We start from the raw sequence: 26,049 nt of genomic DNA, 5'->3' as shown, positions 1-26,049 counted from the left end.
ATCAGGCGGGGCCGCGGGTGCTGATGTAATCCAGGAATGCGTCCAGGTCAGAACCGGACAGCGTCCGGGCGACGGACTTCACTTCCTCCATCGGCCAATCCCACCACGCGGCTTGCAAAAGTTGGTCACGAACGCCTTCTTCAAAACGCCAACGGATGAACTTGCATGGGTTGCCCCCGACCACCGCGAAGGGCGGCACGTCTCGCGCAACCACCGCGCCAGCTGCGACGATGGCGCCGTGACCAATGGTGACGCCCGAGAGAATGGTCGCCCCCGCGCAGATCCAGCAGTCACTGCCGATGACCACGTCGCCTTTGCTGGGCGCGTACTCCTTGATGTCTTCCAGACCGCTCATCATGGCCGGGAATGGATAGGTGGTCAGCCAATCGGTGCGATGCTCGCCGCCCAGGAGAATCTTCACCCCTGCCGCAATCGAGCTGTACGAGCCAATGCGCAGGATCGTGTCGTCACCGAACTCGAACACTTCCGGAATACCGTACGTTCCCGTGCCCACCACGTACTTCGGGTAATGCAGTCGGATTTTTTCAGCGGCACGTTCGAGTTTGTCCAGGCTGCGCAGGTGCTTCCTGGTTTTACGGGTCTTGAGCAGTTCGAGGAATTTCATGCGGGGTCCGTGAACGAGAGCAGGCACGCGGGAAAAGGATCAGCTGCTCTGGCGGTGCAGCAACAGGCGCTTGAAGCGGCGAAAAGTGGTCTTGTTGAATTGCCGGAAGGGAATTGAGCGCAACAGGGTCCACGCGTACTTCTTGTCGCTGACCACTGCATATTTCAACGCCTTGTTGATGATCGCGGTCAGGCCCCGGTTGTAAGCGGGGTGAGTGCGATACGGAGCAATGGTGCGCATGTCGGCGTCAAGCAGCACCTTGTAGCGGCGCGACAGGTTATTAGGGTGACGACGATAGCGCGTGACACTGACCGGTAGCACATGAACTTCATAGCCCTTGCTGGCGATTCTGAGGGTCATCTGGAAATCCTGGACCCGAATCTCGGGGTCATAGAAATCCACGGCCCGGAGGGCGTCCATGCGGTACAGCGACACGGGGGCGCCCACCACGACCGCGTCGCCAAGGATTTCATCGAAGCTGAGTTTCTTGATGCCCGACAGCTTTTGCGTCTTGGTGTCGTTGCCGTCCGAATCCATGTAGATGATCAGCGCGCCCACACAACCGACTTCCGGGTGCTGATTCAAGTAGTCGGCGCGCAACCGCACAGACGACGGCAACATGATGTCATCGAGGTCCGGCGTGCACACGTATTCGCCACGGGCGTGGCTGAGGCCGTGATTCAAAGCAGCGCTGACGCCCTGATTGGCCTGAGAGTAGAGCTGGAAATCATATCGGGCTTGCAGCGCCTGCAACATGGCAACGCTGTTATCGCTCGAACCGTCATCGACGATGATGACTTCGAAGTTCTGATAATCCTGAGCGAAGATGCTGGCGATGGCGGCGTCCAGATACCTTTCTGCGTTGTAGCAGGGCGCAATGATCGATACCAGGGGCATCGAGTCATTCTTGGGCCGGATTTCTGGAGTGATTTGGTCAGTCATAAGTCTGTTTGTTGTGTCTCTACGACTGGATCGAAGGCATTTCGCTACGATCCTTGTACAAAACAGACACATGATGCGGCAAAGCGAAGGCTTTTGTCATGGCTGAATAGCCTCTGCCTACGCAAAAAATCGGATTGATCCTACCTTAGTCGGTAATGAATCCCTGACAGCTGCCTTTGATCGCCCAATAAAAAACCCCGTGGTTCTCGCGAAGCACGGGGTCTTTCATAACTGCGGTCGGGCGGCTAAGGAGCTGCGTACGTAATCAGCAATTCCTTAGTTACCTGAAAATCCAGCGACATGGCCACGCTCAGAGCAGTGATCGTGAAGATGGAGAACACGAACAGCTTGCGTGCCCAAACGGTGTCATCCTTGGCCTTGTAACCTGTCCAGGCCATGTACAACCAGTACATGCCCATGGCGGCCGCGACGGCCAGGTAATTGAGCCCGGCGTAACCGCCGAAGGTCAACATCAAGGTCGCCAACAAGAAGGCCAGGATGTAGATCAGAATATGCCGCTTGGCCACCCGGATGCCGCGCTTGACCGGCAGAACCGGAATCGAGGCAGCCAGGTAGTCGTTGAAGCGGAAGATCGCGATCGCATACGAATGAGGCATCTGCCACAGGCTGAACATGACCAGCAAAGTCAGCGCAGCGAGGTCGAAGCTGTTGCTCACGGCGACGTAGCCAATGACCGGTGGCATTGCCCCGGAGAGGCTGCCGACCAGGGTGCCGTGAACGGATTTGCGTTTCAGGTACAGGCTGTAGAAGCCGACATAAATCACGAAACCGATCACGGCGAACAGAGCGGCCAGTGCGTTGGCCTTGAAGTACAGCAGACCAACGCCCACCACACCCAGCACCGTCGCATAGGCCAGAGCGAGCTTCAGCGAAACCAGCCCCTGCACCAGCACACGATTACGGGTGCGCTCCATCTTCAGGTCGATGTCGCGGTCGATGCAGTTGTTGAAAACACAACCGGATGCGACGACCAGCGACGTACCAATCATTGCAACAAGGAACAAGCCGAAATCGACATGCCCCTTGGATGCGAGGAAAAAGCCACCAGCCACCGAAAGCACGTTACCGAAAATGATCCCCGGTTTGGTGATTTGGATAAAGTGCTTCAGTGACATCAGGGTTTCCTCACTTCGCCATCATGAAGGTGTGAATGCTGAACATGATCCAGACACTCAAACCGACCAACAGCAAGATAACCAACGTTGCGAAGGCAAACGCGATCACACTGTTGCGCTGCGCCGCAGAGCGGTCCAAGTGCAGGAAGTACACCAGGTGAACCAGAACCTGCACGACAGCGAAAATCAGTACGACCCACAGGGTGGCGACTTTCGAAATGGTCGGGAACATCACCAGACCGAAAGGAATCGCGGTCAGGATGATCGACAGTACGAAACCGATCATGTACGACTTGAAGCTGCCATGGCTCGCATCGTCGTGAGAATGATGTGAATTAGCCATTTAGATGGTCCCCATCAGATAGACAACGGTGAACACACAGATCCAGACCACGTCCAGGAAGTGCCAGAACAGGCTGAGCATGCTGAGGCGAGTCTGGTTGGTCGACGTCAGGCCGTGCTTGCTGACGTGATACATCATGATCGCCATCCAGATCAGACCGCTGGTCACGTGCAGACCGTGGGTACCCACCAGCGTGAAGAACGCCGACAGGAAACCGCTGCGGTTAGGGCCATAGCCTTCTTCGATCAGCATGTGGAATTCATTGACTTCCATGCCGATGAAGCCCAGACCGAACAGGAAGGTGATGAACAACCAACCCAGCACGCCAGCCTTGTTACCTTTGTGCATCGCCAGCATGGCGAAGCCGTAGGTGATCGAGCTGAGCAACAGGCAGGCGGTTTCGCCGAGCACGTAAGGCAGTTCGAAGATGTCGTGGCCCGAAGGACCGCCAGCAACGTTGTTCACCAGCACTGCATAGATTGCGAAGATCGACGCAAACAGAATGCAGTCGGTCATCAGGTAGATCCAGAAGCCGTAGATCTTCATCTCGCCGGCATCGTGATGATCATGGGCGTGGTCATGATCGTGATCGTGACCTTTCGCCCCTTCAAATACTAAGTTCGACATTGTTTATGCCTGCTCCAGCTTGTTGACAGGAGAGTTCGCCTGGGCAGCGCGCACCGAGGCCAGGATCTTGTGTTGCTCGCCTTCGACACGTGCCACTTCCGAAGCAGGAACCATGTAGCCCTGATCATCACGTGCAGTGTGGATCACGAGGTAAACGACAGTGCCTACCAGGCTTGCGATTGCCAGCCACCAGATGTGCCAGATCATCGCGAAACCAAAGACGGTCAGCAGACCACCCATGATCATGCCGGTCGCGGTGTTGTGCGGCATGTGGATGTCGTTGTACTTGGCCGGAACCTTGTACGCCTCGCCATCACGCTTGGCAGCATAGAACGCGTCGATCTCGTCAGCCTTTGGCAGCTCTGCGAAGTTGTAGAACGGCGGCGGCGAAGACGTGGACCATTCCAGGGTGTGGCCATTCCATGGGTCACCGGTCAGGTCACGGTTCTGCTCGCGGTCACGGATACTCACGTAGATCTGAATCAGCTGGCAGGCGATACCGACTGCGATCAGCGCAGCGCCCCAGAAGGCAACGTGCAGGTAAGGTGTCCAGTCCGGGTTATCAGTGGTGTTCAGACGACGGGTCATGCCCATGAAGCCCAGAGCGTACAGCGGCATGAATGCCACGTAGAAGCCCGAGATCCAGAACCAGAACGCTGCCTTGCCCCACTTCTCATTCAGCTTGAAGCCGAACGCTTTAGGGAACCAGAACGCGAAGCCGGCGATGTATCCGAATACCGCACCGCCGATGATCACGTTGTGGAAGTGCGCGATCACGAACAGGCTGTTGTGCAGAACGAAGTCAGCACCCGGGATGGCCAGCAGTACGCCGGTCATGCCACCGATAGAGAAGGTGATCATGAAGCCCAGGGTCCAGAGCACTGGTGCGTCGAAGCGCAGACGGCCCTGGTAGATCGTGAACAGCCAGTTGAACAGTTTCACACCCGTCGGGATGGAAATCAGCATCGTCGCCAGACCGAAGAAGGCGTTGACGCTCGCACCCGAACCCATGGTGAAGAAGTGGTGCAGCCATACCATGAAGCCCAGCACCGAGATCGCGCCGGAAGCGTAGATCATCGAGTGGTGGCCGAACAGGCGCTTGCCGGTGAACGTCGAGATGACTTCGGAGAAGACACCGAACGCCGGCAGAATCAGGATGTACACCTCAGGGTGACCCCACGCCCAGAACAGGTTCACGTACATCATCGGGTTACCACCCAATTCGTTCGTGAAGATGTGGAAGTCGAGGTAACGGTCGAGGGTCAGGAATGCCAGGGTGCCGGTCAGGATCGGGAACGAAGCCACGATCAGGACGTTGGCCCAGGTGCAGGTCCAGGTGAAAATCGGCATGTCCATCAGCTTCATGCCTGGGGTGCGCATTTTCAGAACGGTAACCAGGAAGTTAACGCCCGTCAGTGTCGTACCCAAGCCAGATAGCTGTAGCGCCCAGATGTAGTAGTCCACGCCCACGCCAGGGCTGTAGCCCAGCTCGGACAGCGGTGGATAGGCAACCCAGCCAGTGCGTGCGAATTCGCCGACACCCAGGGACACGTTGACCAGAACCACGCCGGAGATCAGCAGGTACAGGGACAGCGAGTTCAGGAACGGGAACGCAACGTCACGAGCGCCGATCTGCAGAGGCAGAACGATGTTCATCAGACCGGTGAAGAATGGCATCGCCATGAAGATGATCATGATCACACCGTGAGCGGTGAAGATCTGGTCATAGTGTTCAGGCGGCAGGTAGCCAGGCGAACCTTCAGTGGCCAGGGCCAACTGGGAACGCATCATGATGGCGTCGGCGAAACCACGCAGCAGCATGACCATGGCGATGACGATGTACATCACACCGATTTTCTTGTGGTCGACGGAGGTCAGCCACTCGGTGTACAGGTAGGTCCACTTCTTGAAATACGAGATCAGACCGACAACCGCCGCACCGCCGATAGCGATCATCGCGAGCGTGATCATGACTATCGGTTCGTGAAACGGAACCGCGTCTAGAGTTAATTTACCAAACATCGTTTACTCCTCTGCCTCAGCAGCTGAATGCTTACCCATGTCCATCCCTTCCATACCGGCCACTTCTTTCTTCTCGTGGACAATCTTGCCCGGCTTCATACCTTCATACTTGTCGATGATGATCTGAAACAGGTTAGGAGTGACCGTGGAGTAGAGTTCAACGGGGTTACGTTCGCTAGGTTTGGCCAGAGCGGTGTACTCAGCCGTTGCCAGCTGTTTAGGTGAATTCTTGACATCGGCTACCCAGGCGTCGAAGCCAGCCTGATCGGTCGCGGTTGCCGTGAATTTCATGCCGGTGAAACCTGCGCCGCTGTAGTTCGCGGAGATGCCGTCGAAATCGCCTTTCTCGTTGGCGATCAAGTGCAGCTTGGTCTGCATGCCAGCCATCGCGTAGATCTGGCCGCCCAGTGCAGGGATGAAGAACGAGTTCATGACCGAATCAGAGGTGATGCGGAAATTGAGCGGAGTATTGGCCGGGAAGACGATCTTGTTGACGGTGGCGATACCCTGGTCCGGGTAGATGAACAGCCATTTCCAGTCAAGCGCGACCACTTCGATGGTCAGGGGCTTCACGTCGGACTCAAGTGGACGGTATGGGTCCAGCGCGTGAGTGGACTTGTAGGTCACATAGCCCAGCACGATGATGATGGCCAGCGGAACCAGCCAGACAACCAGTTCGATCTTGGTCGAATGCGCCCAGTCAGGCGTGTACGTGGCGCTCTTGTTCGTCGCGCGATACTTCCAGGCGAAGATGATGGTCATGAAGATGACCGGCACCACCACCAGCAGCATGAGCAAGGTTGCAGTGATGATCAGATCACGCTCTTGCACGCCGACATGGCCCTTGGGGTCCAGCAGGGTGTAATCGCACCCGCTGAGCAGGAGCATGCTGAAAAGGGCCAAGAAGCCAAAAAACCTGGGGTACCTTTTTTTACTCATCTCACGACCTCTAAAAGCAGCTTTCGCATCGCAGTTGGGTTTCGACCGCCAACACTTCACCCTGCCAGGTGCTGGCAAATTCTTTGGATTGAACAGGGGCCTGTCAGGAAGCGTTTGGCCTCGTAACAAATCCAGGTTTAGCTGTGGTTTCTTATTCGAATGGTGGCAACCGCCGACGCGGTCCAAATCCCTTGGCGCAGACATTCAGAATTTGACTCAAGAGGCCATCCAAACGGCGTCTACAAAAGGGGAAAAACCCCTTCCCGACCTCGATTTACGCCGTCCATACGTGATGGGGGGCGTTAAGTGGGGGCGATTGTAGATACGTAAAGTTTTATTGACTATGAGTTTCTGCGCAACAGTTAATTTCCGGATCTGTAAGAATGCGCGCATATGTCGCACCCTTCGAACCCGGAAAGGCCCCAAATTTCCTAAGGCATTTGAGGCACTCTTTTCCGCAACACTTTGTAATTAACGCGCTTTCATACGGTTCCGAATGATGCCGACTGGTACCAGAATTACGGTGAGAACGAAAGCGATCAATGCCCACTGGGCGAGGGAGAGTCCCAAGACTGGCGGATATGGCGTCTCACAGAAGCCTGCCACTTGGAAACCCAGCGGAAACAGTGAGGCCAGGGGCAAACCGTCCACGATCGGTTGCAGTATGTCGATGCCGCAGCTCTCGGTCGGATGGGTCTGAATCCAGACGTGACGTCCCGCAGCGACCACACCGCCGATCGCACTGAGCGTGACCAACACTTCACAAATGCTCAGACCTACGCGTCCACGCATGGCGGCGCCGATGAAGGCAAAAATCGCGATGAACAGCAGCGCATAACGTTGCAAGATGCACAGCGGACAAGGCGCTTCGCCCAGCACCACCTGCATGTACAGGGCCCCGCCGATCAGCGCCAGGCAAATGATGCCCAGTAAAACCAGGAACTGCTTTTCGCGCCGCAGGTAAAACATCTCGTCAGTCATTCACATACCCTTTGAATGTGGTGTCCATCCAGATCGAAGATCTGCCTTGTTGCGTGCCCCGGGTGCCCGGAAAGCCGGCAATTCTACCATCGTCGCAGCCGCACGCCGGTGCAGATGGTGAACACATCTGCATTAGCCGAACATTAACCCTGGCACGGGCCAGCCAACGGTCACTTCTCCAGATCCTTCTATATATAGAAGCGTGCGACGCTTTGCCGCAGGGGCAGATCGCCGCACCCTTCCTTATATATAGAAGGCTGCGTCTATTTGTCGCAGCAGCCAAGGGTCATTCGAGTGCTGACGCCGGACCGAAGAACTCGTAACGCGCCTGGTCATCCGGAACACCTGCCGCTTTCAATTGGCGCTTCACTGCCGCCATGAAACCTTTCGGCCCCAGGAAGTACGCATCCAGATCGCGGTCCTCAGGCAACCACTGCTCCAGTTGCGCCTGATCCAGCAAACCCACCGCGTGCGCGGCCGCGCTGACACCATCATCTTCGCTGTACAGGTAGAACCGTTTCAATTGAGGATGCTTGCCTGCCAGCCCCTCGATCCAGTCGCGGAACGCGTGAACCGAGCCATTGCGCGCGCAGTGGATGAAATGGATTGGGCGCTGCGTTTCCAGCGCCGCCTGCAGCATGGCCAGGGTCGGTGTGATGCCCACGCCCCCACTGATCAGCACCAGAGGCTTGTCGCTGTGCGCCAGGGTGAACTCCCCCGAAGGCGGGAAGAGGCTGATGCTGTTCCCCACCTGCACTTCGTCATGCAAGTAGTTGGAGGCACGACCGCCAGGCTCGCGCTTCACGCTGATGCGGTACTGATTGTTGCCGGCCCGCGCAGACAATGAGTAGTTACGGCGGATCTCTTCGCCGTTCAGGAACAGCTGCATACCGATGTACTGACCGGGGGTGAAGTCGAGGATCGGCTGACCATCCGCAGGCGCGAAGTAGAACGATGTAATCTCGGCACTTTCGGCGACTTTGTTGACGACTTTGAATTCACGGGCACCGCGCCAGCCGCCAACGGCCAAGGCTTTTTCCTCGTAGATGTTTTCTTCGGCGCCAATCAGAATGTCAGCCAACTGCCCGTAGGCCCGTCCCCAAGCAGCGATGACCTCGTCCGTCGCAATTTCTGCACCCAGCACTTCACGGATCGCTTCCAACAGACACTCGCCGACCAGCGGGTAATGCTCCGGCAGAATTTGCAGCGCGACGTGCTTATTGATGATCTTGGCCACCAACCCACCCAATTGATCGAGTTGGTCGATGTGCCGGGCGTACATCAACACGCCGTTGGCCAGCGCACGGGGCTGATCGCCACTCGCCTGGTGCGCCTGATTGAACAGTGGGCGGACTTGTGGGTACTTATTAAGCAGCTTTTTGTAAAAATGAGTCGTCAGGGCTTCACCGCCGCTCTCCAGCAGCGGGACGGTGGATTTGACGATGGCACGATCCGAAGCATTCAACATGACGAACTCCTGAGGCTCAATGAAAAGAAGATGCTTTAGTCATATCAGGAACTGTGCCAGTTAAGTTTATTAATAAATTCAAATGGTTATACGGAACGTGTCTTTTTGACACGCAAGTGAAAGAAGTCATTACGACACATAAAAAGTCATTATGACTACACGAACGGACGTAAGCCGACCCACAGGAAGAAGCAAAAAGTTAAAGCCTGCCTGCACAGGGTCGATACATCGACATCGACAGCTGTTTGCGCGTTAAGGCGCACTCAGACACTGCATGACAGAAGGTTCACATGTCCAAAAACGTCCGTGCGGATTCCCTCTCGCTGCTGCTGTTCACGTTACGCAGCGGAAAGCTGATGGCGATCAACCTGCTCAAAGTCAGTGAAATCATCCCCTGCCCTCCCCTCACACGCCTTCCAGAATCACACCCCCATGTCAAAGGGGTTGCGACATTGAGGGGCAATTCGCTCTCGGTGATCGACCTGAGTCGTGCCATCGGCGAGCGCCCGCTGCTCGACCCGGACGGCGGCTGCCTGATCGTCACCGACGTCAGCCGCTCCAAGCAGGGGCTTCATGTGCAAGCGGTGAGCAAAATCGTCCACTGCCTGACCACTGATATCCGTCCGCCCCCTTTCGGCTCGGGCAACAAGTCGTTCATCACGGGCGTCACGCAAGTGGACGGCACGCTGGTTCAGGTGCTGGACATCGAAAAGGTCATCCACGGGATTTCGCCGGTGCAAATCGTCGCCCATGAAGCCGAACTCAGCCCTGAAGAGGTCAAGGTATTGAGTAAGGCGCGTATTTTGGTGGTGGACGACAGCCAGGTCGCGTTGCAACAGTCCGTGATCACGCTGCGCAACCTCGGCATCGAATGCCACACAGCACGCAGCGCTCGCGAGGCGATCGATCAACTGCTGGACCTGCAAGGTACGGCGCATCAGATCAACGTGGTGGTCTCCGATATTGAGATGTCGGAAATGGACGGATACGCGTTCACCCGCACCCTGCGCGAGACGCCAGACTTCCAGGAGCTTTACGTCCTGTTACACACTTCGCTGGACAGCGCGATGAACGCCGAGAAAGCCAAAGCGGCTGGCGCCAACGCCGTGCTGACCAAGTTTTCTTCACCCGAGCTGACGCGATGCTTGATCGAAGCCGCCCGTACGGTCGAAGCCCAAGGGATCTGAAACCCGGCGTTCACGACGCCTCGCCAGACCACTACTGGCTGATGCGTCGCGACCTGAGCCAGATTCATCGCCCGTTGGGCTGGCCTGACTCGTTGCATCGGGTGGATTTCTCCCGCGGAAACGCTGCTGCAGTGCATCGACTGCTCAGGCTCGGTACCGAGCTGGGCGGAGGTCGCGTGCCGGACTTCGAGACATGGCTCGACGGATTCGAGAACGATCCCGAGTTCGATCCCGCGTTGTGTTTCGTCCTGGAAGACTCATCTGGTGTCATCGCCGTCGCGCCATGCTGGACAAGCGCGTTCATCCGCAATCTTGTGGTTCATCCTCGCCTGCAAGGCCAGGGCGTCGGACTCGCCTTGCTAAACCATGTATTTGAGACATTCGCGGCACGGCGTGAGGGGCATGTCGATTTGAAAGTCATGGAGAACAACCTGACAGCCCGGCGTCTGTATGAGCGCGCTGAAATGTACTACGTGCAACGCTGCGAACTAGAACCCCGCTGAGTCAGTCAAAGCCGCTGTCATTCCGCTGATAAGACAACGATGGAGACTCTCATGAAAAGGACCACCTTGGTGTTGCTCGCCCTCACTGCCGTCGCAGGCCAGGCCAGCGCCTCCAGCCCGGACGCCTGGAAAGCCTTCGACAAAACGCTGGTCGACAGCTGCGTCGCGGCCAGCTCCCTGAAAAACGCCAAACCTGCCGGCACCTCTGCGATGTTCGACGACAGCGTGGGATACAGCGCGCTGCTGATCAAAGGCCAGTACAAGCAAACGTTCATGAAAAACAAGACCGGCACCGAGCTGTGCCTGTATGACCGTAAAAACAAGAAAGCGCTGATCACCGAGTGGGATAACGTCACCACACTGCCGAAGAAATGAGCTATATGTTCATCCCTTTGCCGGGCGCCTGAGAGGCTTCGATGAAAAGCGTTGCGATTGTGCTGTTCCCCCATGTTCAGTCCCTGGATGTCGCAGGCCCGCTGGATGTGTTCGCCGAAGCCAATCGCTACGTCGCCAAAGGAGAGGGTTATCAGATCGTGACGATCGGCGCGGCGCCCTACCCCATCCTAGCCTCTAACGGCATGCCCCTCGGCGCGCAATACGAGCTGGCCGATGCGCCGAAGCAATTCGACATTTTGTTGGTACCAGGCGGGCCGCTGTTACCCGAAAGCGCAGAAATGCCGCACATCACGGCCTGGCTGCATGAGGCAACGCCGCTTGCGGGTCGTTATGGCTCGATCTGCACCGGGGCTTTCATTCTCGGGCACGCCGGGTTGCTAGATGATAAACAGGCCGCGACCCATTGGAGCCATGCGCAGCAATTGGCCGATCTGTTTCCGAAAGCCAGGGTCGAGCCCGACCGGATTTACGTGCGAGACGGCAAGCTGATGACGTCGGCAGGGGTCACGGCGGGGATCGATATGGCGTTGGCACTGGTGGCCGAAGATCACGGCCCGGCAATTTCGCTGGCGGTCGCCAAGCGCCTGCTGGTCGTGGCCCAGCGTCAGGGAGGGCAATCGCAATTCAGCCCCTACCTGAATGCCTCGGCGGACGATGACACGCCGGTGGCGAAGATTCAGCGCTACGTGATGGAACACATCAGCGAACCGTTTTCAGTGGAGCGCTTGGCGGAGGTGGTGTCCATGAGCCCACGCAGCTTCGCTCGGGTGTTCGCCCGAGATGCGAAGGTCACCCCGGCCGAATTCGTGCAACGCGCCCGCATCGACGCCGCCCGGCACCTGCTGGAAGGCAGCGAAATGGTGATCAAGGCGGTGGCGTATCACTGCGGATTCGGCAGCGCTGCCCGCATGCGGTTGATCTTCACCCAACGGTTGGGCGTGACGCCGACGCAGTATCGAGACAGTTTTCGTAAGGAAGGCTAGAGGCATCGTTGGCTAACGGCCGGTACAACCGACACCTCTCCAGCGCCAGACCGATTTTTCGCGAATGAATTCGCTCCTACAGTTGAGCGCGCGCCGGACTTCATATTTCGCAGTGATGCAGAACCCTGTGGAAGCGAATTTATTCGCGAAAGGCCGGAACAGCCGACGCATCTCCATTGCCTGGCCTATTTTTCGCGAATGAATTCGCTCTTACAGTTGAGCCAGCGTCAAGCGATCAGCGCTTGCCCATCGAGCGACGAGTACCTGAGGGGGCAGCACCAGGGCGTTTGTCATGGTTCGATTTGCCCGAGCCTTTGTAGTGCGACGGGTTTTTTTTCGCCTGCAACAGCTCTGCTGGTTTGAACGGAAAGCCGAAGGCAGGAATGGCCGGCTTTTTCTCGCCGGATTCGGCTTGAACATCGACAGATTCGTCAGCGACTTCGGGAGCTGGCGTGTGTTCGGGGGTGGTCATGGAAGCTCCGTGAGCGCTGGACGGTCGATGGGCAAACAGGCGTTGCCCGCAGGCCGCGCAGCATACCTGAATCCCCTTCCGACCGCCCGTGACAACCGAGCAACGGCTACTTGTAAAACAGGTCCACGAACACCTCTGCAGAGAATGGACCCGGGGTCGGGGTGTTGGTCTGCCATACCAGTTCGGCGTTGAAATCGGCGGTACCGGAATACATACCATCGAGCAGATCAATGATGTGAAACGGCTCGTTGAACCGAATCGGTTGGTGGGCTGGTGCATGGGTCACACGGATTCCAATGCTCTCGTTGCTGACTGGCACCAGCACATCGCCCGCCAGCGTGCCGGACACCGGGGTGAAGCGCGCATTCAGGCTGAACGGCGAATCGCAGGTGCGGCTCGTCGCCAGCGCAAACCGCTGAAAAGTCGCCACCTCCCCTACACGCACGTTCTTGATGGGCACTGTGCCGAAATCGACGGTTTCCGGCAGCACTCGCAGCTCGGCATCACAGGCGACGAACCGCAGGCCCATCAAATTATTGATGACGTAATTGAGGTTGTTGTCCGGCACCGGGCTCATGCCATTGCCGCTGTCGATCTGGAACATGCGGTAGTCGAGCAAGTCACTGGCCGATCCGGACGGCGGCGTCGGCCCGTACTTCTGAATGAATACCGAAAACGGCAGATTGAAACTGACCCTTGGACAGGCTGCGACATTCCCCATTCCCTCGGTGCAAGCCGGAAGCACTTGCTGCGTGGGAATTCGCCCGTTGCTTTGCAGGTAATCGATACCGTTGAGGGTCAGCCCCGCACGAATCCCTTCGCCGATCTGAACGTTCTCGGGATTCAGGTACAGCACCACGTCTTCCGCAGGGCCGGACGCCTCGCGGGCGCATTCGATTGCTGCGTTCAAGCGCTCCGAACGCCAGACAACGCTGCCATCAGGCAACGTTGCAGGAATGGCAACGCTGCTGCTGAGATCGGCACGTATCACCGTTTCACCCGACCCTTGGGTCTTGCAGGTCATGGCCATGCCGGTCGCAGGCATGAGCAGGACACTCAGAAAAACCGGACACCAGCGTGAGAAAGAAAAAGTCGTCATGTTCAGCATTTCTCATTGAGTAGAGGGGACTCAGCGCTGCGACCGGATGTGCTACGCAGTCGAGCCACAAACGGTTCCGAGTCCTGCGAAAGAGCCGAAAAGTCGCGCTGTCCGCCGTAATCGGTGAGTGCCTTGAAGTGCAGGCAGCCCGTTCCTACAGCCCGTGTCAGCTCTTCCGGTAAGCGAAGTGAGCGCTCTGAAAACGGTTCGAGCAGGAGGTCTTCCTGAATCTCGACCCCGCCGAGATTGATCTTCAGCAGCGCGGCATGGAAAGCCGTCGGATTGCGTACATTGAGGACGTCGGAATCTTGCATGCTCCGTTGCCAGCGAAGGCTTTGCGGCACGTCGGCGGGTTCGCCATCAAGGCCTTTGGGCCGATAGAACACGTTGATGCGCTGACGCACGGCGATGGTCATTTGCTGCGGTGCATGGCTACGACGGGGCACTTCCAGCACGTATAGGTGAAGCAGGGATTCGCGATCCTGCGGCATGCCGACACCCTCATACAGCACCCGCAAAGTCTGTCGCCCTTGCGCAATAATCTGTGCCAGATGAGGGGTCAGTACGAACGGCAGATCCCCGGGTGTTGCCTGATCGGCTTTTGGGTTTTCGATCCAGGCCTGAATCAATACCGGTCCGCTTCCGGGATTGCTGACGTCAAGCGTCGCTTCCCGAAACCGGCCATCGAACACCAGCCGCGTCCCGCCCAATGACACGACCGCCTGCGCTTCACGGCCGACCAGCAGTGCGATGAAACAGATCATGGTCGCCCGTTTCATCGGCACGTCACCGTGATCCGGTCGTAGGTGCGCTGAGGGTCTCGCGGCGGCAAATCGAAAGGCGCCCGACAGTGCTGATCGGACCATTTGACCATCAACTCGCCACTGTCCTGCTCGCTCAGCACCAAGGCGCGGCTGGTTGGGTCAACAGCTGCAAGCAGCTTACCGTGGCCGTCTTCAACCACCGCGCCGAGCGGCACGCGGCTGCCGTCTTCGCGCACCAGTTCGAACTGCACCCGCCGCCCGACCTGCGCCTGGAACTTCACCACTGGCACCGCTCCCCGGCGTGGAATGACCTGCGTCACCGGATTTTCGAGTTCCACATCAGCGCCCAACTGTCGCGTATCCAGACTGACCCAATTGGCCCGATACGGCTGGGTGTAAGGCAACACCGCATAGCCATTGCCGGCTGTTTCGATGTGGCTGTAATTGCTCAGCCGCGCGCCCGCGACGTCCTTCACCTGCACCAGTGCGAAGGTTTCACCCAACGGCTGGCCGAGGTTCACGCCACCGGCATGGGCGACCACTGACCCCGCCGCACCGACGTTGAATGCCCGATAATCGCGCCCTTGGCCGTAGCCAACATCGAAACGGCCGAACGGTGTGGTGGTGTTGATCTTGCCGGACCCGGACGCCCCTGAACGACTGTCTTGCCCGGCCTGTACCGAATAGAACGTGCTGCGATCATCGAAGACCTGGCCATTGAGACCGGCCTGCATGTCGTGGTCGCCGACGCTGTCGCGGACGGCATTGAAAAAGGCCCGCGAAGACGACGAGCTGTTCCCCAATGGCAAGCTGAGCGTCAGGGCAATGCGGTTGTCCGACTGCCGCTGGCCGTCAATCAGAAAGGTCTGATTGCGTTCTACAGAAATGCCGTAGCTGAGGCTGCGCCAGGCTGCGTTCCATGTCAGGTAAAACTGTCGCGTCTTGCCCGTCGAGTCCCAGTAGCGTTGCTCAGAACCCGTAAAGCTCAGCGACGCAGACTGTTCCGGCAGCGCCTGCGTCAGGTTGAATTCAAGACGATCTTTGGCGCGCCCGTACCGCGTACCGTTCAAGGCCTGGCGCTCCTCGACATGCTCGTCAAACGTGCGATACCGGTCGGTGGAATAGCGATAACCGGCGACGGCCAGCGTTGTATTGGTCAGATCCAGCGTGTTCGCGTAACGCACCCGCACGCTTTGCCCGGTGTGGGTTTCGCGGGCCTGCTGGCTGACGGATTGAGTCACGTCCAGCGACACCGCACCGACGCCTGTGTTAACCCCTGCGCCGATGTTGCCTGCCCGAAAATCTTCGGCGACCTGCGTGCCTCCCGCCACCGTCATGCGCTCGGTCAGACCGTAGATCAGCGTCGCGCTGGTGAAGGTCGGTGACTCACCTGACTCGTCGTGGCTGTCGTAACTCCCCGCTGCGAGGCTGTAACGCAATGCCCCCTTGGGCACCATAATCGGCAACGACGCATAGGCCTGTACGAAAACGCGCTTGCGCCCGTCGGCCTCAACCACAGTGATTTCCAGATCACCATTTGAGCCGCTGGGGTAGATATCCGAGATTTCGAACGGCCCCGGCGACACGTTGCCGCTGTAGAGCATGAAGCCGTTCTGGCGCACTTCGACTGTCGCGTTGGTCTCGGCAATGCCCCGAATAACCGGGGCGTACACCCGCTCGCTATCGGGCAGCATGCCGTCATCGGAGGCCAGCATCGCGCCCACGAACCGTACGCTGTCGAAGACTTGGGAATCCGTGAACGTTTCACCCAAGGTCAGTTGCCCCTTGAGCGCTGTCACGTCTCGCTGAAGAAAGCTCCGGTTGCTGCGAAAGCGATAAGGCTGAGCATCGCCGTAGACCAGCGATGATTCGTTGCGCAATCGCCAGGCACCTAGGTTCAGCCCATTACGCAGGCCGAGATAATACTGATCCTGCGTCTGACCGCCCCGCGTACGACGGGCGCCGCTGAAGTTGTAATTGACGAACGCTGCCGTCTCGCCCTCGTCCCACAACTCCGGAGCCACATAGCCCCGCACGCTGCGCAACATCATGGCTTGGGGAATGCTGATGTTCAGTCGCAGGCTGGTGGGCTGGTATTCCACATGGGCGAACTGGACCTTGGCGGCCAGATCGAAGCAGCGGTCAGGCGCGTTGTCCGCGCTGCTCAACCCCGAGGTGTCCATGCCGAACTGTTGGAGCATCTCCAAGGTCAGGCAGGCCTCTATCGCGCCGGTTGCCGGGTTCGCCACAAAAGGGATGTCGCGCCGCCCACTCAAGGCCCGGTTGACGTAAATGTCGACCCTATACGTTCCCGGCACCACGCTGTTGCCTTGAAGGAAGGTCTCCAGGTCGGCGGGCTGATCGGTGCCTTGAATGAAAGCGGTGTTGAATTTCACCGAAGACGGGGCCGCTGCGGACACAGCGTTTTCGCCGCTGCCGCCGGTCATCGCCCAGGCGCTGGCGCTCATCGTCCACGCCATCGCAGCGGCGATGCCGGTGCTCAGCGGTTGACGCTGCCCAGGGAAACTCGGTGTGCGGACAGGCCTTCGTTTGTCTGACAGGATAGGTTTCGAACTACGTTTCTGGGTGTTGTTGTCTCGCCGTTCCATTAGCTGATTTCACTCGTACTCTGAGTGTCGATGCACCTGTGGAATCCTTTCTCACAGGCGTGCGACGCTGAAGCCGGATGCGTTTCCGGCTAAAAAGTGGGGTAACGAAAATCCCGACTGGCGTGGCGGTGGCTAGTCGGGGCGTGAGTCGGCCCTGTTCGCCTGGACGGCCCGGTCAGCCGTCACCTGTGCGCGGTAAGGCTCCTGACCGCCGAAATCGTTGATGCTGATAAACGCCAGATCCAGCGGACCCTGTCGGTTCATCCCTTTCAACGGGAACTGCAGACGGGCCTTGGGCGCCAACATTCGGCTGTCCTCCTGAAACACGATTTGCCCTCGATGACTTGCCGAAAGCTTGATCATCGAGACGTGATAAGGCCCGGGATTGACGACTTCGAGTTGCCCATCGCGCACCTGCCATTGCAGGGTCTGCGCAGCCTGCAGCGGGTCTTCGGTCAGCCCCTGAGGGCGGTAGAACAGCTTGATTCTCTGGCGGATCGCGATCTGCAATTCGTTTTCGCGCGCAGTCTGTGGAATCTCCTGAACGTTGAGCCACAGCACCGATTCCCGATCGGTCGGCAGGCCTTCCCCGGCATAGATGATCCGGATCAGTTGCTTGGCATTGCCAGCCATTCTCGCCAGGGCGGGTGTGATCGCGAACAAAGGGTGGCTGGCTGCCGGACTCTCGTTGTCAGCCTCAAGCCATGACTGCGCGAGAATTTCAGACGTGCCGGTGTTGTGGACCTGCAAGCTGACTTCTTTGTCTGTCGCCGGATAGATGACACGCGTGGTGTTCAACACGATGCCAGCCTGTGCCTGAATCGCCAGCGTCATGGTGAACGCCGCGCACAGCCACACTGTGGGACGCCTCAAAAAATAAGAAAACATGAGGGAGCGGTCTCTCAATCGGAGGGTGGCGGGGCCAGCAAAGCTCGCCCCGCCTGTTGCATCACTGATAATCCATCACGAAAGGCAGGAAGCCGTCCGCATTACCAGGGTTGGTGGCCGCACCGTTCAGCACGTACACCGCACCGAAGTTGAGTTCGGCAGTAGCGCCGCCCGCACCATCCTGCACCAGCGGTGCATCAATGGTTTCGTTGCCGCTCAGGTCCATCAGTTGATAGGACGAATTCAGCAGACCGATGCCCACACCGTCGGCCGCACCGGTGGCGCGCAGCAGTTTCTGATCGAGGTTATCCAGGCCGCTGCCTTGCCGAGCGACGAAGCGCATGTCCACGGTGTTGTATTGCGCGGCGCCGCCGGTGCAATTGACCAGCAATTGAATCGGCGACGCGGTTTCCAGTTTGTTGTCGGCGAACCGGCCGATTTCGGAGAACGAGACGTTGCCCATATCGACATTGATTTCGCCCGGATTGGAGCCAGGGCTTGCGCCCGTGCCAGCACCGACGTCACAGGTGATGTCGGTGAGGGTGCCGCTGAACACCAGCTTGCCATTGTTCGCTGCGTTTGCACTGCCCACAGCGCCCAAGCCCATTGCGGCCACGATAGCCAGAGAAAGAGAGATCTTTTTCATGTTAACGACGTTCCTTGTGTCAATTCGTGTGTGCCCAAGAGGACGACGAGAACTATAAGGGCGTCGCTCAAAGCCGGATGTCAGGTTATCTACCTCGAACTTGCAGAAATGACAGTGCAGCGTGCCAGACATTTCTGTAGGACATGACAGATAGAACGTACAGCCCCCGGACGGCGTGGCCTGTAGCGAAGTCGCGCTAAAAAAGGGTGGGCCGATCTTTGCAGGAGGGTTGTAAGGAAATGTCGTCATTGGCAACGGACAGACATAAAAAACCGCCCCGAGCCGGATTGACTGGGACGGTCGTTTGCGCTCGACGCGGAGCGAGGTCGGGGCGCTATTGGTAGGTCAGGGTCACGATGCCGCTGTGTGCGCCGACCAACACCGAGGTGCGTTCGGCATACGCCAGAGACACGGGCACTGCAGAGCCTTCGCAGGCATCATCGTGGTCGGCCAGGCCCAATGTCAGGCTGGCGTTCACTTTCAAGGACTTCAGGCCATGCAGTTGGCCCGAAACGGTGAACACTTTGGCGTCACATCCTGCGTTAACGAGTTGTCCGTGAAACATGAGGGCACTTCCTTGTGCCGAGGCTGCCGACCCTGTCAGCAAAGAAACCCCGATCAATGCGATTGAAAAAAACGTCGAAACTGTCTTTTTACCTTTCATCGCCACACTCCGAAGTGATGTCCCACCTATCACAGTTAAGTCGAGTCAGAGACAATCGACCAACGTTAGGGCACTTGTTTGTAGGAATTTTCGCATCCCTCTCCATGGTATCGCCAGGTTGCGCTCTTTCTTGACGCCACTTCATGCTCCGCCCTTATTCAGCTGACAATATTGACAGGTAGCAGTCATTTTGCTGACCGGGTCGAAGGTTTATAAGGAAGCTGTCAATTGTCCGCCCCTCACCTTTTCGCTGGCGTTATATCTGTATGCCCAAAAACAAAAAATCTGTGCTAGCCGTTGCTGTTCTTGCTGTCGTGATTGCGGCTGGCGTCTGGGTGGTCAAGCGTCCCACAGAGAAAAAAGTCAGTGCGCCCGCCGCAGTGCCTGTTCAAGTCATTAATGTGGTCAAGCAGGATGTCCCGCGCTACGTCACTGGCATCGGGTCGGTACTCTCGCTGCAGAGCGTGGTGATTCGCACTCAGGTGGACGGGATACTGACCCGGCTGGCCGTGAAGGAAGGGCAACAGGTCAAGACCGGCGACTTGCTGGCGACCATCGACGACCGCTCCATCCGTGCGGCCCTCGAACAGGCCAAGGCGCAGTTGGCCCAAGGCCAGGCGCAGCTGGACGTCGCTGAAGTAGACCTCAAGCGCTACAAGCTGCTCACCGTTGATAACAGCATTTCCAAGCAGCAATTCGATCAGCAGCAGGCGTTGGTCAACCAGCTGAAAGCGACGGTTCAGGGGAATCAGGCCTCGATCAACGCCTCGCAGGTTCAACTGTCTTACACGCAGATTCGCTCCCCGGTGACCGGCCGCGTCGGCATTCGCAACGTCGATGAAGGCAATTTCCTGCGCGTCAGTGACGCCGTCGGTCTGTTCTCGGTGACCCAGATCGATCCGGTGTCGGTGGAGTTCTCATTGCCCCAACAAATGCTCCCGACCCTGCACGACTTGCTGGCGTCCGCCGACCCGGCCAAGGTCAACGCCTACATGGGGGAAGGCGCGACCGGCACATTGCTCGGTGAGGGCAAGCTGACGTTGATTGACAACCAGGTCGCTGCCACGACAGGCACCATTCGCGCCAAGGCTGTCTTCGACAATAGGGCCGAAAAACTGTGGCCCGGCCAGTTGGTCACTGTGCGCATTCAGACCGCGATTGATCGCGACGCGTTGAAAGTCCCGCCACAAGTGGTACAGCGCGGCATCGACCAGCATTATGTCTACCGGGTCAAGGGCGATACCGTCGAAGTGATCCCGGTCAAAGTGCTGTATCAAGACAGCGACCTGACCTTGATCAGCGGGGTGAGCGCCGGTGACGTGCTGATCAGCGACGGCCAGTCACGGCTAAAGAACGGTTCGCACATTGAAATCGTCAAAGCGCAACCGATAGACACCCTCGCCGATGCCGCCACAGGTGCGTCGGGAGCCGCGAAATGAAGGGCCACGGTTCGATCTCCGCCTGGTGCGTGAATCACCCGATTGCCACGGTATTGCTGACGTTCGCGCTGGTCCTGCTCGGCTGCATCGCCTTCCCTCGCTTGCCCGTGGCGCCGTTGCCGGAGGCTGAATTCCCGACGATTCAAGTGTCGGCCACGCTGCCCGGCGCCAGTCCGGAAACCATGGCGTCGTCAGTCGCCACGCCTCTCGAAGTGCAGTTCAGCGCCATTCCGGGCATGACGCAAATGACGTCGAGCAGCGCCTTGGGCTCGACCAACCTGACCCTGCAATTCGTGCTGAACAAGAGCATCGACACCGCCGCGCAGGAAGTACAAGCCGCGATCAACACCGCGTCAGGCCGGTTGCCCAAGGACCTGCCCACCGCCCCGACCTGGCGTAAGGTCAACCCGGCGGACAGCCCGGTGCTGATCCTGAGCGTCAGTTCGAATCTGATGCCTGCCACTGAGCTGAGCGACGTCACCGAATCCCTTCTCGCCCGTCAGTTGAGTCAGATCAACGGCGTAGGCCAAGTCGCGATCACCGGTCAGCGTCGCCCCGCGATTCGCGTTCAGGCGTCGTCCGACAAGCTCGCTTCCATCGGCCTGACCCTGGCCGACCTGCGCGGTGCGCTGCAACAGACCAGCCTGAACCTGGCGAAAGGCGCGCTGTACGGCAAGGACAACGTGTCGACCCTTGCGTCCAACGACCAGCTGTTTCGGGCCAAGGATTACGACCAACTGATCGTTTCCTACAAGGACGGCGCCCCAGTTCACCTGCGAGACGTGGCAAAAGTCATCGACGGTTCGGAAAACGCTTACGTCAACGCGTGGTCCGGGGATCAGCAAGGCGTGAACATCGTGGTCTTCCGCCAGCCCGGCGCCAACATCGTCGAGACCGTAGACCGGGTGTTGGGCGAGTTGCCGCGCTTGCAGGAAATGCTCCCGGCGTCGGTGGATGTAACGGTCCTCAGCGACCGCACCAAGACCATCCGCGCCTCGCTGCACGAAGTGGAAATGACCCTGTTGATCGCCATCGTGTTGGTGATCGCGGTGATGGCGCTGTTCCTGCGCCAACTCTCGGCGACGTTGATCGTCACCGCTGTGCTCGGCGTGTCGCTGGTGGCCAGTTTTGCCCTGATGTACGTCCTTGGCTTCAGCCTCAACAACCTGACGCTGGTGGCGATAGTGGTGGCCGTGGGGTTTGTGGTGGACGACGCCATCGTGGTAGTGGAAAACATTCACCGACACCTCGAAGCGGGCGAAAGCATGCGCGAGGCGGCGATCAAAGGCGCGGGCGAGATTGGCTTTACCGTGGTGTCGATCAGCTTTTCGCTGATTGCGGCGTTCATCCCGCTGCTGTTCATGGGCGGTGTGGTCGGGCGGCTGTTCAAGGAGTTCGCACTGACAGCGACGTCGACCATTCTGATTTCGGTGATGGTCTCGCTGACGCTGGCGCCGACACTGGCCGCGTTGTTCATGCGCGCCCCGAAACACGACGCCCACGCCAACCCCGGTTTCGGCGAGCGCCTGCTGGCGCATTATGCGCGTGGCGTACGTTATGCCCTCGCCCACCAGCGCCTGATGCTGAGCATCTTCGGCCTGACCCTGGGCTTGGCCGTCGCTGGCTATGTGCTGATTCCCAAGGGCTTCTTTCCGGTACAGGACACCGGCATGGTGCTCGGTACCAGTGAGGCGGCAGCGGACATTTCTTACCCGGACATGGTGGAGAAACATAAACAGCTGGCGAAAATCATCGGCGCAGACCCGGCGGTCAAAGCCTTCTCGCACTCGGTCGGGGTGAGCGGCAGCAACCAGACCATCGCCAACGGTCGGGTCTGGATCGCGTTGAAAGACCGTGAAGACCGCGACGTGTCCGCCAGTGAGTTCATCGACCGCATCCGACCGAAACTGGCGAAGATTCCGGGGATCGTGCTTTACCTGCGCGCAGGCCAGGACATCAACCTCAGCTCAGGTCCGAGCCGTGCGCAGTACCAATACGTCCTCAAGAGCAACAATGGCGCGCTGCTGAACGAGTGGACGCAAAAGCTCACTGAAAAACTGAAAACGATCCCGGCCTTCCGCGACCTGTCCAACGACTTGCAATTGGGCGGCAGCGTCACCCATCTGGACATCGACCGCAGCGCCGCCGCGCGCTTCGGGCTGACCACGGCGGACGTCGACCAGGCGCTGTACGACGCGTTCGGTCAGCGACAGATCAACGAATACCAGACCGATATCAACCAGTACAAAGTCATTCTCGAACTCGACCCGTCGCAGCGCGGCAAGGCTGAAAGCCTGAATTACTTCTACCTGCGCTCGCCGCTGACCAACGAGATGGTGCCACTGTCGGCGCTGGCCAAGGTGGGTGCGCCGAAGATGGGCCCGCTGTCGATCAGCCACGACGGCATGTTCCCGGCGGCGAACCTGTCGTTCAACCTGTCGGCGGGCGTCGCCTTGGGTGATGCCGTGCAGTTGCTCGACCAGGCTAAAAACGAGATCGGCATGCCGTCTTCGATCATCGGCAATTTCCAGGGCGCGGCTCAGGCGTTCCAGAGTTCTCTGGCCAACCAGCCGTGGCTGATTCTGGCGGCGCTGGTCGCGGTGTACATCATTCTTGGTGTGCTGTACGAGAGCTTCGTCCACCCGTTGACGATCATTTCCACCCTGCCTTCGGCGGGGATTGGCGCGCTGTTGCTGCTGTGGCTGATGGGTCAAGACTTCTCGATCATGGGCTTGATCGGCATCGTCCTGCTGATCGGCATCGTCAAGAAAAACGGCATTTTGCTGGTGGACTTCGCGCTGGAGGGGCAACGTCATCGTGGCCTGTCGCCTGAAGACGCAATCTATGAAGCCTGCGTGACGCGTTTCCGGCCCATCATCATGACCACGTTGGCGGCGTTGCTCGGTGCCCTGCCGCTGATGCTCGGCTATGGTGTGGGTGCAGAACTGCGTCAGCCGTTGGGCATCGCGGTTGTCGGCGGTTTGCTGGTGAGCCAGGCGCTGACGCTGTTCACCACGCCAGTGATTTACCTGCAACTGGAACGAATCTTTCATCGCAGGCATCCGACCGTGACACCGACTGCACCCGTAACGAACAAGAAAACTGCGGCCCTACTCGCTACTGAAAAGTAAGCACACAAGAAGTGAGAGTGGACCATGCGTGTCCTGATTATCGAAGACGAAGAAAAAACCGCCGACTACCTGCATCGGGGCCTGACCGAACAGGGCTATACCACCGACGTTGCCCGGGAGGGCATCGAGGGTCTGCATCTGGCGCTGGAGAGCGATTACGCGGTCATCATTCTCGACGTCATGTTGCCGGGGCTGGACGGCTATGGCGTGCTGCGGGCGTTGCGGGCGCGCAAGCAGACGCCGGTGATCATGCTCACGGCCAGGGAAAACGTCGATGACCGTATTCGTGGCCTGCGCGAAGGCGCTGATGACTATCTGGGCAAACCCTTTTCCTTTCTGGAACTGGTAGCGCGCCTGCAGGCCCTGACCCGTCGCAGTGGCGGCCATGAGCCGGTGCAGATCAGCATCGCCGACCTGTGGATCGACTTGATCAGCCGCAAGGCCACACGTTCCGGCTCACGGCTGGACCTGACCGCCAAGGAATTCTCGCTGCTGAGCGTGCTGGCTCGCCGCCAGGGGCAAATCCTCTCCAAGACCTCAATTGCCGAGATGGTCTGGGACATCAATTTCGACAGCGACGCCAACGTTGTCGAAGTCGCGATCAAACGGCTGCGCGCCAAGCTCGACGGGCCGTTCGAACAGAAACTGCTGCACACCATTCGTGGCATGGGTTATGTCTTGGAGAGCCGTCGTGGCGAGTAACTCCATCGCCCTGCGCCTGAGCGGCATGTTCGCGCTGGTGGCGCTGTTGGTGTTTCTGCTCATCGGCTGGGCGTTGTACCTGCAAGTGGACAAAGGCCTGGGCCTATTGCCGGAAGCCGAGGTGGATGCGCGCTACAGCGTTCTGGAATCGGCGGTTCAGCGCTACGGCACGCCTGAGCACTGGGTGAAGATCAACGCCAAACTCAAACTCCTCAGCGAAGAAGACAAACGCCTGCGTTTCTGGGTGGTGAGCGACAACCCCACCTACGAATTCGGCAACCCCGACGCCGAGATTCGCGCCTTCGCCAAAGGGCCGTTGGGCATGCGCGACCTGAACCTGGGCGGCCACAACTACCCATTCAAAGTCCTCGTGAGCGAATTTCCTGCCAAAGACCAGCGCCCTCCCCTGCGCTTTTTGACCGCCATCGACACCGAGACGTTTTGGCAGACTCAGCATTCGCTGCTGATCGCCTTGATCAGCCTTGCCGCTATCGGCATCGTCCTGGCTTCGGCGCTGGGTTATTGGGTGGCACGCATTGGCCTGAAACCTTTGCTCAATCTATCGCTGGAAGCCCGAAAACTCGCGCCGCCCCGGCTGTCTGGTCGTCTGCAACTCTCATCACTTCCCCCAGAGTTGGACCAATTCGTGGCCTCGTTCAACTCGACGCTGGAACGGGTCGAGCAGGCGTATTCGCGACTGGAATCCTTCAATGCTGACGTGGCCCATGAACTGCGTTCACCGCTGACCAACCTGATTGGCCAGACCCAAGTGGCGCTGACCCGTGGGCGATCCGCCGAGCATTACTTCGAAGTGCTGCAATCCAACCTCGAAGAACTGGAGCGGCTGCGTTCGATCATCAACGACATGCTGTTCCTCGCCAGTGCCGATCAGGGCAGCAGGGCCACCGAACTGACCGAAGCGTCGCTGGCGGAAGAAGTGGCGACGACGCTGGATTACCTGGACTTCATCCTTGAAGACGCCCAGGTGCAGGTTCAGGTCCGTGGTGACGCCAGCGCGCCCATCGAAAAAGCCCATCTGCGCCGCGCAATGATCAACCTGCTGCACAACGCCGTGCAACACACCTCACCGGGGCACGTCATCCACGTGGACATTCTGGATGAAGGCGATCACGTCAGCATCGGCGTGACCAACCCTGGCGCGCAGATATCGGGCGAGCATTTGCCGAAACTGTTCGAGCGTTTTTATCGAGTCGATGCCTCACGCAGCAACAGCGGCGCGAATCATGGGTTAGGACTGGCCATCGTCAAAGCCATTGCGTTGATGCATGGCGGCACGGTGTTCGCACGCAGTGAGCGGGGGGAGAATACGTTCGGGATGAATTTGCCGTGCTGAGGACCGGGCGCGTCACGGCCTGAGATGCATCTCTGTGGGAGCGAATTCATTCGCGATACGGTGGAGCAACCGACACATCCGTATCGCCTGAACCATTTTTTCGCGAATGAATTCGCTCCCACAGGGGGG

24 protein-coding genes are annotated in these 26,049 nt (G+C 58.6%); 8 read left to right on the top strand and 16 right to left on the bottom strand.

All coding sequences use genetic code 11. The features are described from left to right. Position 1: 1 nt before the first annotated feature. From ACWKWE_RS15455 to hmpA, 9 genes are all read right to left on the bottom strand, one after another. Entirely contained in the window at positions 2-625 is a 624-nt protein-coding gene (locus ACWKWE_RS15455) for a CatB-related O-acetyltransferase (RefSeq protein ID WP_483851033.1), read from the bottom strand. Positions 626-664: 39 nt separating this feature from the next. Beyond that, a complete protein-coding gene (locus ACWKWE_RS15450; protein WP_483851032.1) occupies positions 665-1,522 on the bottom strand; it encodes a glycosyltransferase family 2 protein in 858 nt (285 codons plus the stop codon). A gap of 290 nt (positions 1,523-1,812) precedes the next feature. Continuing rightward, complete coding sequence (cyoE, locus tag ACWKWE_RS15445; protein ID WP_166593687.1) at positions 1,813-2,703, bottom strand: heme o synthase; 891 nt, start codon at positions 2,701-2,703, stop codon at positions 1,813-1,815. 10 nt (positions 2,704-2,713) lie between these two features. Next, positions 2,714-3,046: a cytochrome o ubiquinol oxidase subunit IV gene (cyoD, locus tag ACWKWE_RS15440; protein ID WP_166593688.1), complete on the bottom strand. Its 333-nt coding sequence runs from the start codon at positions 3,044-3,046 to the stop codon at positions 2,714-2,716. Then, the gene (locus ACWKWE_RS15435; RefSeq protein WP_166593689.1) at positions 3,047-3,673 is read right to left on the bottom strand and encodes a cytochrome o ubiquinol oxidase subunit III; all 627 of its coding nucleotides are present in this window, start codon (positions 3,671-3,673) and stop codon (positions 3,047-3,049) included. It lies immediately after the preceding gene. A gap of 3 nt (positions 3,674-3,676) precedes the next feature. After that, positions 3,677-5,695 (bottom strand): cytochrome o ubiquinol oxidase subunit I, encoded by a 2,019-nt coding sequence (gene cyoB / locus ACWKWE_RS15430; protein WP_166593690.1) that lies wholly within the window; start codon positions 5,693-5,695, stop codon positions 3,677-3,679. A gap of 3 nt (positions 5,696-5,698) precedes the next feature. Continuing rightward, the gene (gene cyoA, locus ACWKWE_RS15425) at positions 5,699-6,634 is read right to left on the bottom strand and encodes a ubiquinol oxidase subunit II (RefSeq protein WP_166593691.1); all 936 of its coding nucleotides are present in this window, start codon (positions 6,632-6,634) and stop codon (positions 5,699-5,701) included. Positions 6,635-7,105: 471 nt separating this feature from the next. Beyond that, positions 7,106-7,615 carry a disulfide bond formation protein B gene (locus ACWKWE_RS15420; RefSeq protein WP_166593692.1) on the bottom strand — a complete coding sequence of 170 codons (510 nt, stop codon included), beginning with the start codon at positions 7,613-7,615 and terminating at the stop codon, positions 7,106-7,108. 286 nt (positions 7,616-7,901) lie between these two features. Next, positions 7,902-9,083 (bottom strand): NO-inducible flavohemoprotein, encoded by a 1,182-nt coding sequence (hmpA, locus tag ACWKWE_RS15415; protein WP_483851031.1) that lies wholly within the window; start codon positions 9,081-9,083, stop codon positions 7,902-7,904. A gap of 290 nt (positions 9,084-9,373) precedes the next feature. Here hmpA and ACWKWE_RS15410 point away from each other — a divergent pair, with 290 nt between their 5' ends. From ACWKWE_RS15410 to ACWKWE_RS15395, 4 genes are read left to right on the top strand one after another with little or no spacing between them, the layout of a single operon-like run. Next, the gene (locus ACWKWE_RS15410; protein ID WP_483851030.1) at positions 9,374-10,270 is read left to right on the top strand and encodes a chemotaxis protein CheW; all 897 of its coding nucleotides are present in this window, start codon (positions 9,374-9,376) and stop codon (positions 10,268-10,270) included. Positions 10,271-10,311: 41 nt separating this feature from the next. After that, the gene (locus tag ACWKWE_RS15405) at positions 10,312-10,773 is read left to right on the top strand and encodes a GNAT family N-acetyltransferase (RefSeq protein WP_483851029.1); all 462 of its coding nucleotides are present in this window, start codon (positions 10,312-10,314) and stop codon (positions 10,771-10,773) included. 51 nt (positions 10,774-10,824) lie between these two features. Next, positions 10,825-11,148 carry a hypothetical protein gene (locus ACWKWE_RS15400; protein WP_483851028.1) on the top strand — a complete coding sequence of 108 codons (324 nt, stop codon included), beginning with the start codon at positions 10,825-10,827 and terminating at the stop codon, positions 11,146-11,148. Positions 11,149-11,189: 41 nt separating this feature from the next. Continuing rightward, on the top strand, positions 11,190-12,152 hold the full coding sequence (locus tag ACWKWE_RS15395) for a GlxA family transcriptional regulator (protein WP_166593696.1): 963 nt from the start codon (positions 11,190-11,192) through the stop codon (positions 12,150-12,152). 235 nt (positions 12,153-12,387) lie between these two features. On the opposite strand, the gene ACWKWE_RS15390 is transcribed toward ACWKWE_RS15395, so the two are convergent. The 7 genes from ACWKWE_RS15390 to ACWKWE_RS15360 form a co-directional block, all read right to left on the bottom strand. After that, the gene (locus tag ACWKWE_RS15390; RefSeq protein WP_166593697.1) at positions 12,388-12,624 is read right to left on the bottom strand and encodes a hypothetical protein; all 237 of its coding nucleotides are present in this window, start codon (positions 12,622-12,624) and stop codon (positions 12,388-12,390) included. 106 nt (positions 12,625-12,730) lie between these two features. Next, positions 12,731-13,723 (bottom strand): fimbrial protein, encoded by a 993-nt coding sequence (locus tag ACWKWE_RS15385; protein ID WP_483851027.1) that lies wholly within the window; start codon positions 13,721-13,723, stop codon positions 12,731-12,733. 2 nt (positions 13,724-13,725) lie between these two features. After that, positions 13,726-14,502, bottom strand: coding sequence for a fimbrial biogenesis chaperone (locus ACWKWE_RS15380; protein ID WP_483851026.1), 777 nt, complete (start codon positions 14,500-14,502; stop codon positions 13,726-13,728). Then, positions 14,499-16,955 (bottom strand): fimbria/pilus outer membrane usher protein, encoded by a 2,457-nt coding sequence (locus ACWKWE_RS15375; protein ID WP_371928469.1) that lies wholly within the window; start codon positions 16,953-16,955, stop codon positions 14,499-14,501. The genes ACWKWE_RS15380 and ACWKWE_RS15375 overlap by 4 nt, the downstream gene beginning before the upstream one ends. 273 nt (positions 16,956-17,228) lie before the next feature. After that, entirely contained in the window at positions 17,229-17,984 is a 756-nt protein-coding gene (locus ACWKWE_RS15370) for a fimbrial biogenesis chaperone (RefSeq protein WP_166593700.1), read from the bottom strand. Between the two features lie 61 nt (positions 17,985-18,045). Further along, entirely contained in the window at positions 18,046-18,630 is a 585-nt protein-coding gene (locus ACWKWE_RS15365; protein ID WP_166593701.1) for a fimbrial protein, read from the bottom strand. Between the two features lie 334 nt (positions 18,631-18,964). Further along, positions 18,965-19,195, bottom strand: coding sequence for a hypothetical protein (locus ACWKWE_RS15360; protein ID WP_166593702.1), 231 nt, complete (start codon positions 19,193-19,195; stop codon positions 18,965-18,967). 365 nt (positions 19,196-19,560) lie between these two features. Between ACWKWE_RS15360 and ACWKWE_RS15355 the strand changes: the two genes are divergently transcribed. The 4 genes from ACWKWE_RS15355 to ACWKWE_RS15340 are packed head-to-tail and all read left to right on the top strand — an operon-like array spanning position 19,561 to position 25,920. Further along, positions 19,561-20,733 carry an efflux RND transporter periplasmic adaptor subunit gene (locus ACWKWE_RS15355; protein ID WP_166593703.1) on the top strand — a complete coding sequence of 391 codons (1,173 nt, stop codon included), beginning with the start codon at positions 19,561-19,563 and terminating at the stop codon, positions 20,731-20,733. After that, positions 20,730-23,864, top strand: coding sequence for a multidrug efflux RND transporter permease subunit (locus ACWKWE_RS15350; protein WP_166593704.1), 3,135 nt, complete (start codon positions 20,730-20,732; stop codon positions 23,862-23,864). The genes ACWKWE_RS15355 and ACWKWE_RS15350 overlap by 4 nt, the downstream gene beginning before the upstream one ends. A 24-nt stretch (positions 23,865-23,888) precedes the next feature. Then, positions 23,889-24,566: a heavy metal response regulator transcription factor gene (locus ACWKWE_RS15345; protein WP_166593705.1), complete on the top strand. Its 678-nt coding sequence runs from the start codon at positions 23,889-23,891 to the stop codon at positions 24,564-24,566. Beyond that, a complete protein-coding gene (locus ACWKWE_RS15340) occupies positions 24,556-25,920 on the top strand; it encodes a heavy metal sensor histidine kinase (protein WP_483851025.1) in 1,365 nt (454 codons plus the stop codon). Before ACWKWE_RS15345 ends, ACWKWE_RS15340 begins: the two co-directional genes overlap by 11 nt. Positions 25,921-26,049: the final 129 nt, after the last annotated feature.

Source organism: Pseudomonas salicis (assembly GCF_057128705.1).
The sequence above is the reverse complement of the archived record's forward strand: the minus strand, read 5'-3'. Positions and strand labels throughout refer to the sequence as shown.

Bases quoted from the DNA above. Each gene is read 5' to 3' on its own strand.
- ACWKWE_RS15455 (WP_483851033.1), bottom strand. From the start codon at position 625: ATGAAATTCCTCGAACTGCTCAAGACCCGTAAAACCAGGAAGCACCTG.
- ACWKWE_RS15450 (WP_483851032.1), bottom strand. From the start codon at position 1,522: ATGCCCCTGGTATCGATCATTGCGCCCTGCTACAACGCAGAAAGGTAT.
- cyoE (WP_166593687.1), bottom strand. From the start codon at position 2,703: ATGTCACTGAAGCACTTTATCCAAATCACCAAACCGGGGATCATTTTC.
- cyoD (WP_166593688.1), bottom strand. From the start codon at position 3,046: ATGGCTAATTCACATCATTCTCACGACGATGCGAGCCATGGCAGCTTC.
- ACWKWE_RS15435 (WP_166593689.1), bottom strand. From the start codon at position 3,673: ATGTCGAACTTAGTATTTGAAGGGGCGAAAGGTCACGATCACGATCAT.
- cyoB (WP_166593690.1), bottom strand. From the start codon at position 5,695: ATGTTTGGTAAATTAACTCTAGACGCGGTTCCGTTTCACGAACCGATA.
- cyoA (WP_166593691.1), bottom strand. From the start codon at position 6,634: ATGAGTAAAAAAAGGTACCCCAGGTTTTTTGGCTTCTTGGCCCTTTTC.
- ACWKWE_RS15420 (WP_166593692.1), bottom strand. From the start codon at position 7,615: ATGACTGACGAGATGTTTTACCTGCGGCGCGAAAAGCAGTTCCTGGTT.
- hmpA (WP_483851031.1), bottom strand. From the start codon at position 9,083: ATGTTGAATGCTTCGGATCGTGCCATCGTCAAATCCACCGTCCCGCTG.
- ACWKWE_RS15410 (WP_483851030.1), top strand. From the start codon at position 9,374: ATGTCCAAAAACGTCCGTGCGGATTCCCTCTCGCTGCTGCTGTTCACG.
- ACWKWE_RS15405 (WP_483851029.1), top strand. From the start codon at position 10,312: ATGCGTCGCGACCTGAGCCAGATTCATCGCCCGTTGGGCTGGCCTGAC.
- ACWKWE_RS15400 (WP_483851028.1), top strand. From the start codon at position 10,825: ATGAAAAGGACCACCTTGGTGTTGCTCGCCCTCACTGCCGTCGCAGGC.
- ACWKWE_RS15395 (WP_166593696.1), top strand. From the start codon at position 11,190: ATGAAAAGCGTTGCGATTGTGCTGTTCCCCCATGTTCAGTCCCTGGAT.
- ACWKWE_RS15390 (WP_166593697.1), bottom strand. From the start codon at position 12,624: ATGACCACCCCCGAACACACGCCAGCTCCCGAAGTCGCTGACGAATCT.
- ACWKWE_RS15385 (WP_483851027.1), bottom strand. From the start codon at position 13,723: ATGACGACTTTTTCTTTCTCACGCTGGTGTCCGGTTTTTCTGAGTGTC.
- ACWKWE_RS15380 (WP_483851026.1), bottom strand. From the start codon at position 14,502: ATGAAACGGGCGACCATGATCTGTTTCATCGCACTGCTGGTCGGCCGT.
- ACWKWE_RS15375 (WP_371928469.1), bottom strand. From the start codon at position 16,955: ATGAGCGCCAGCGCCTGGGCGATGACCGGCGGCAGCGGCGAAAACGCT.
- ACWKWE_RS15370 (WP_166593700.1), bottom strand. From the start codon at position 17,984: ATGTTTTCTTATTTTTTGAGGCGTCCCACAGTGTGGCTGTGCGCGGCG.
- ACWKWE_RS15365 (WP_166593701.1), bottom strand. From the start codon at position 18,630: ATGAAAAAGATCTCTCTTTCTCTGGCTATCGTGGCCGCAATGGGCTTG.
- ACWKWE_RS15360 (WP_166593702.1), bottom strand. From the start codon at position 19,195: ATGTTTCACGGACAACTCGTTAACGCAGGATGTGACGCCAAAGTGTTC.
- ACWKWE_RS15355 (WP_166593703.1), top strand. From the start codon at position 19,561: ATGCCCAAAAACAAAAAATCTGTGCTAGCCGTTGCTGTTCTTGCTGTC.
- ACWKWE_RS15350 (WP_166593704.1), top strand. From the start codon at position 20,730: ATGAAGGGCCACGGTTCGATCTCCGCCTGGTGCGTGAATCACCCGATT.
- ACWKWE_RS15345 (WP_166593705.1), top strand. From the start codon at position 23,889: ATGCGTGTCCTGATTATCGAAGACGAAGAAAAAACCGCCGACTACCTG.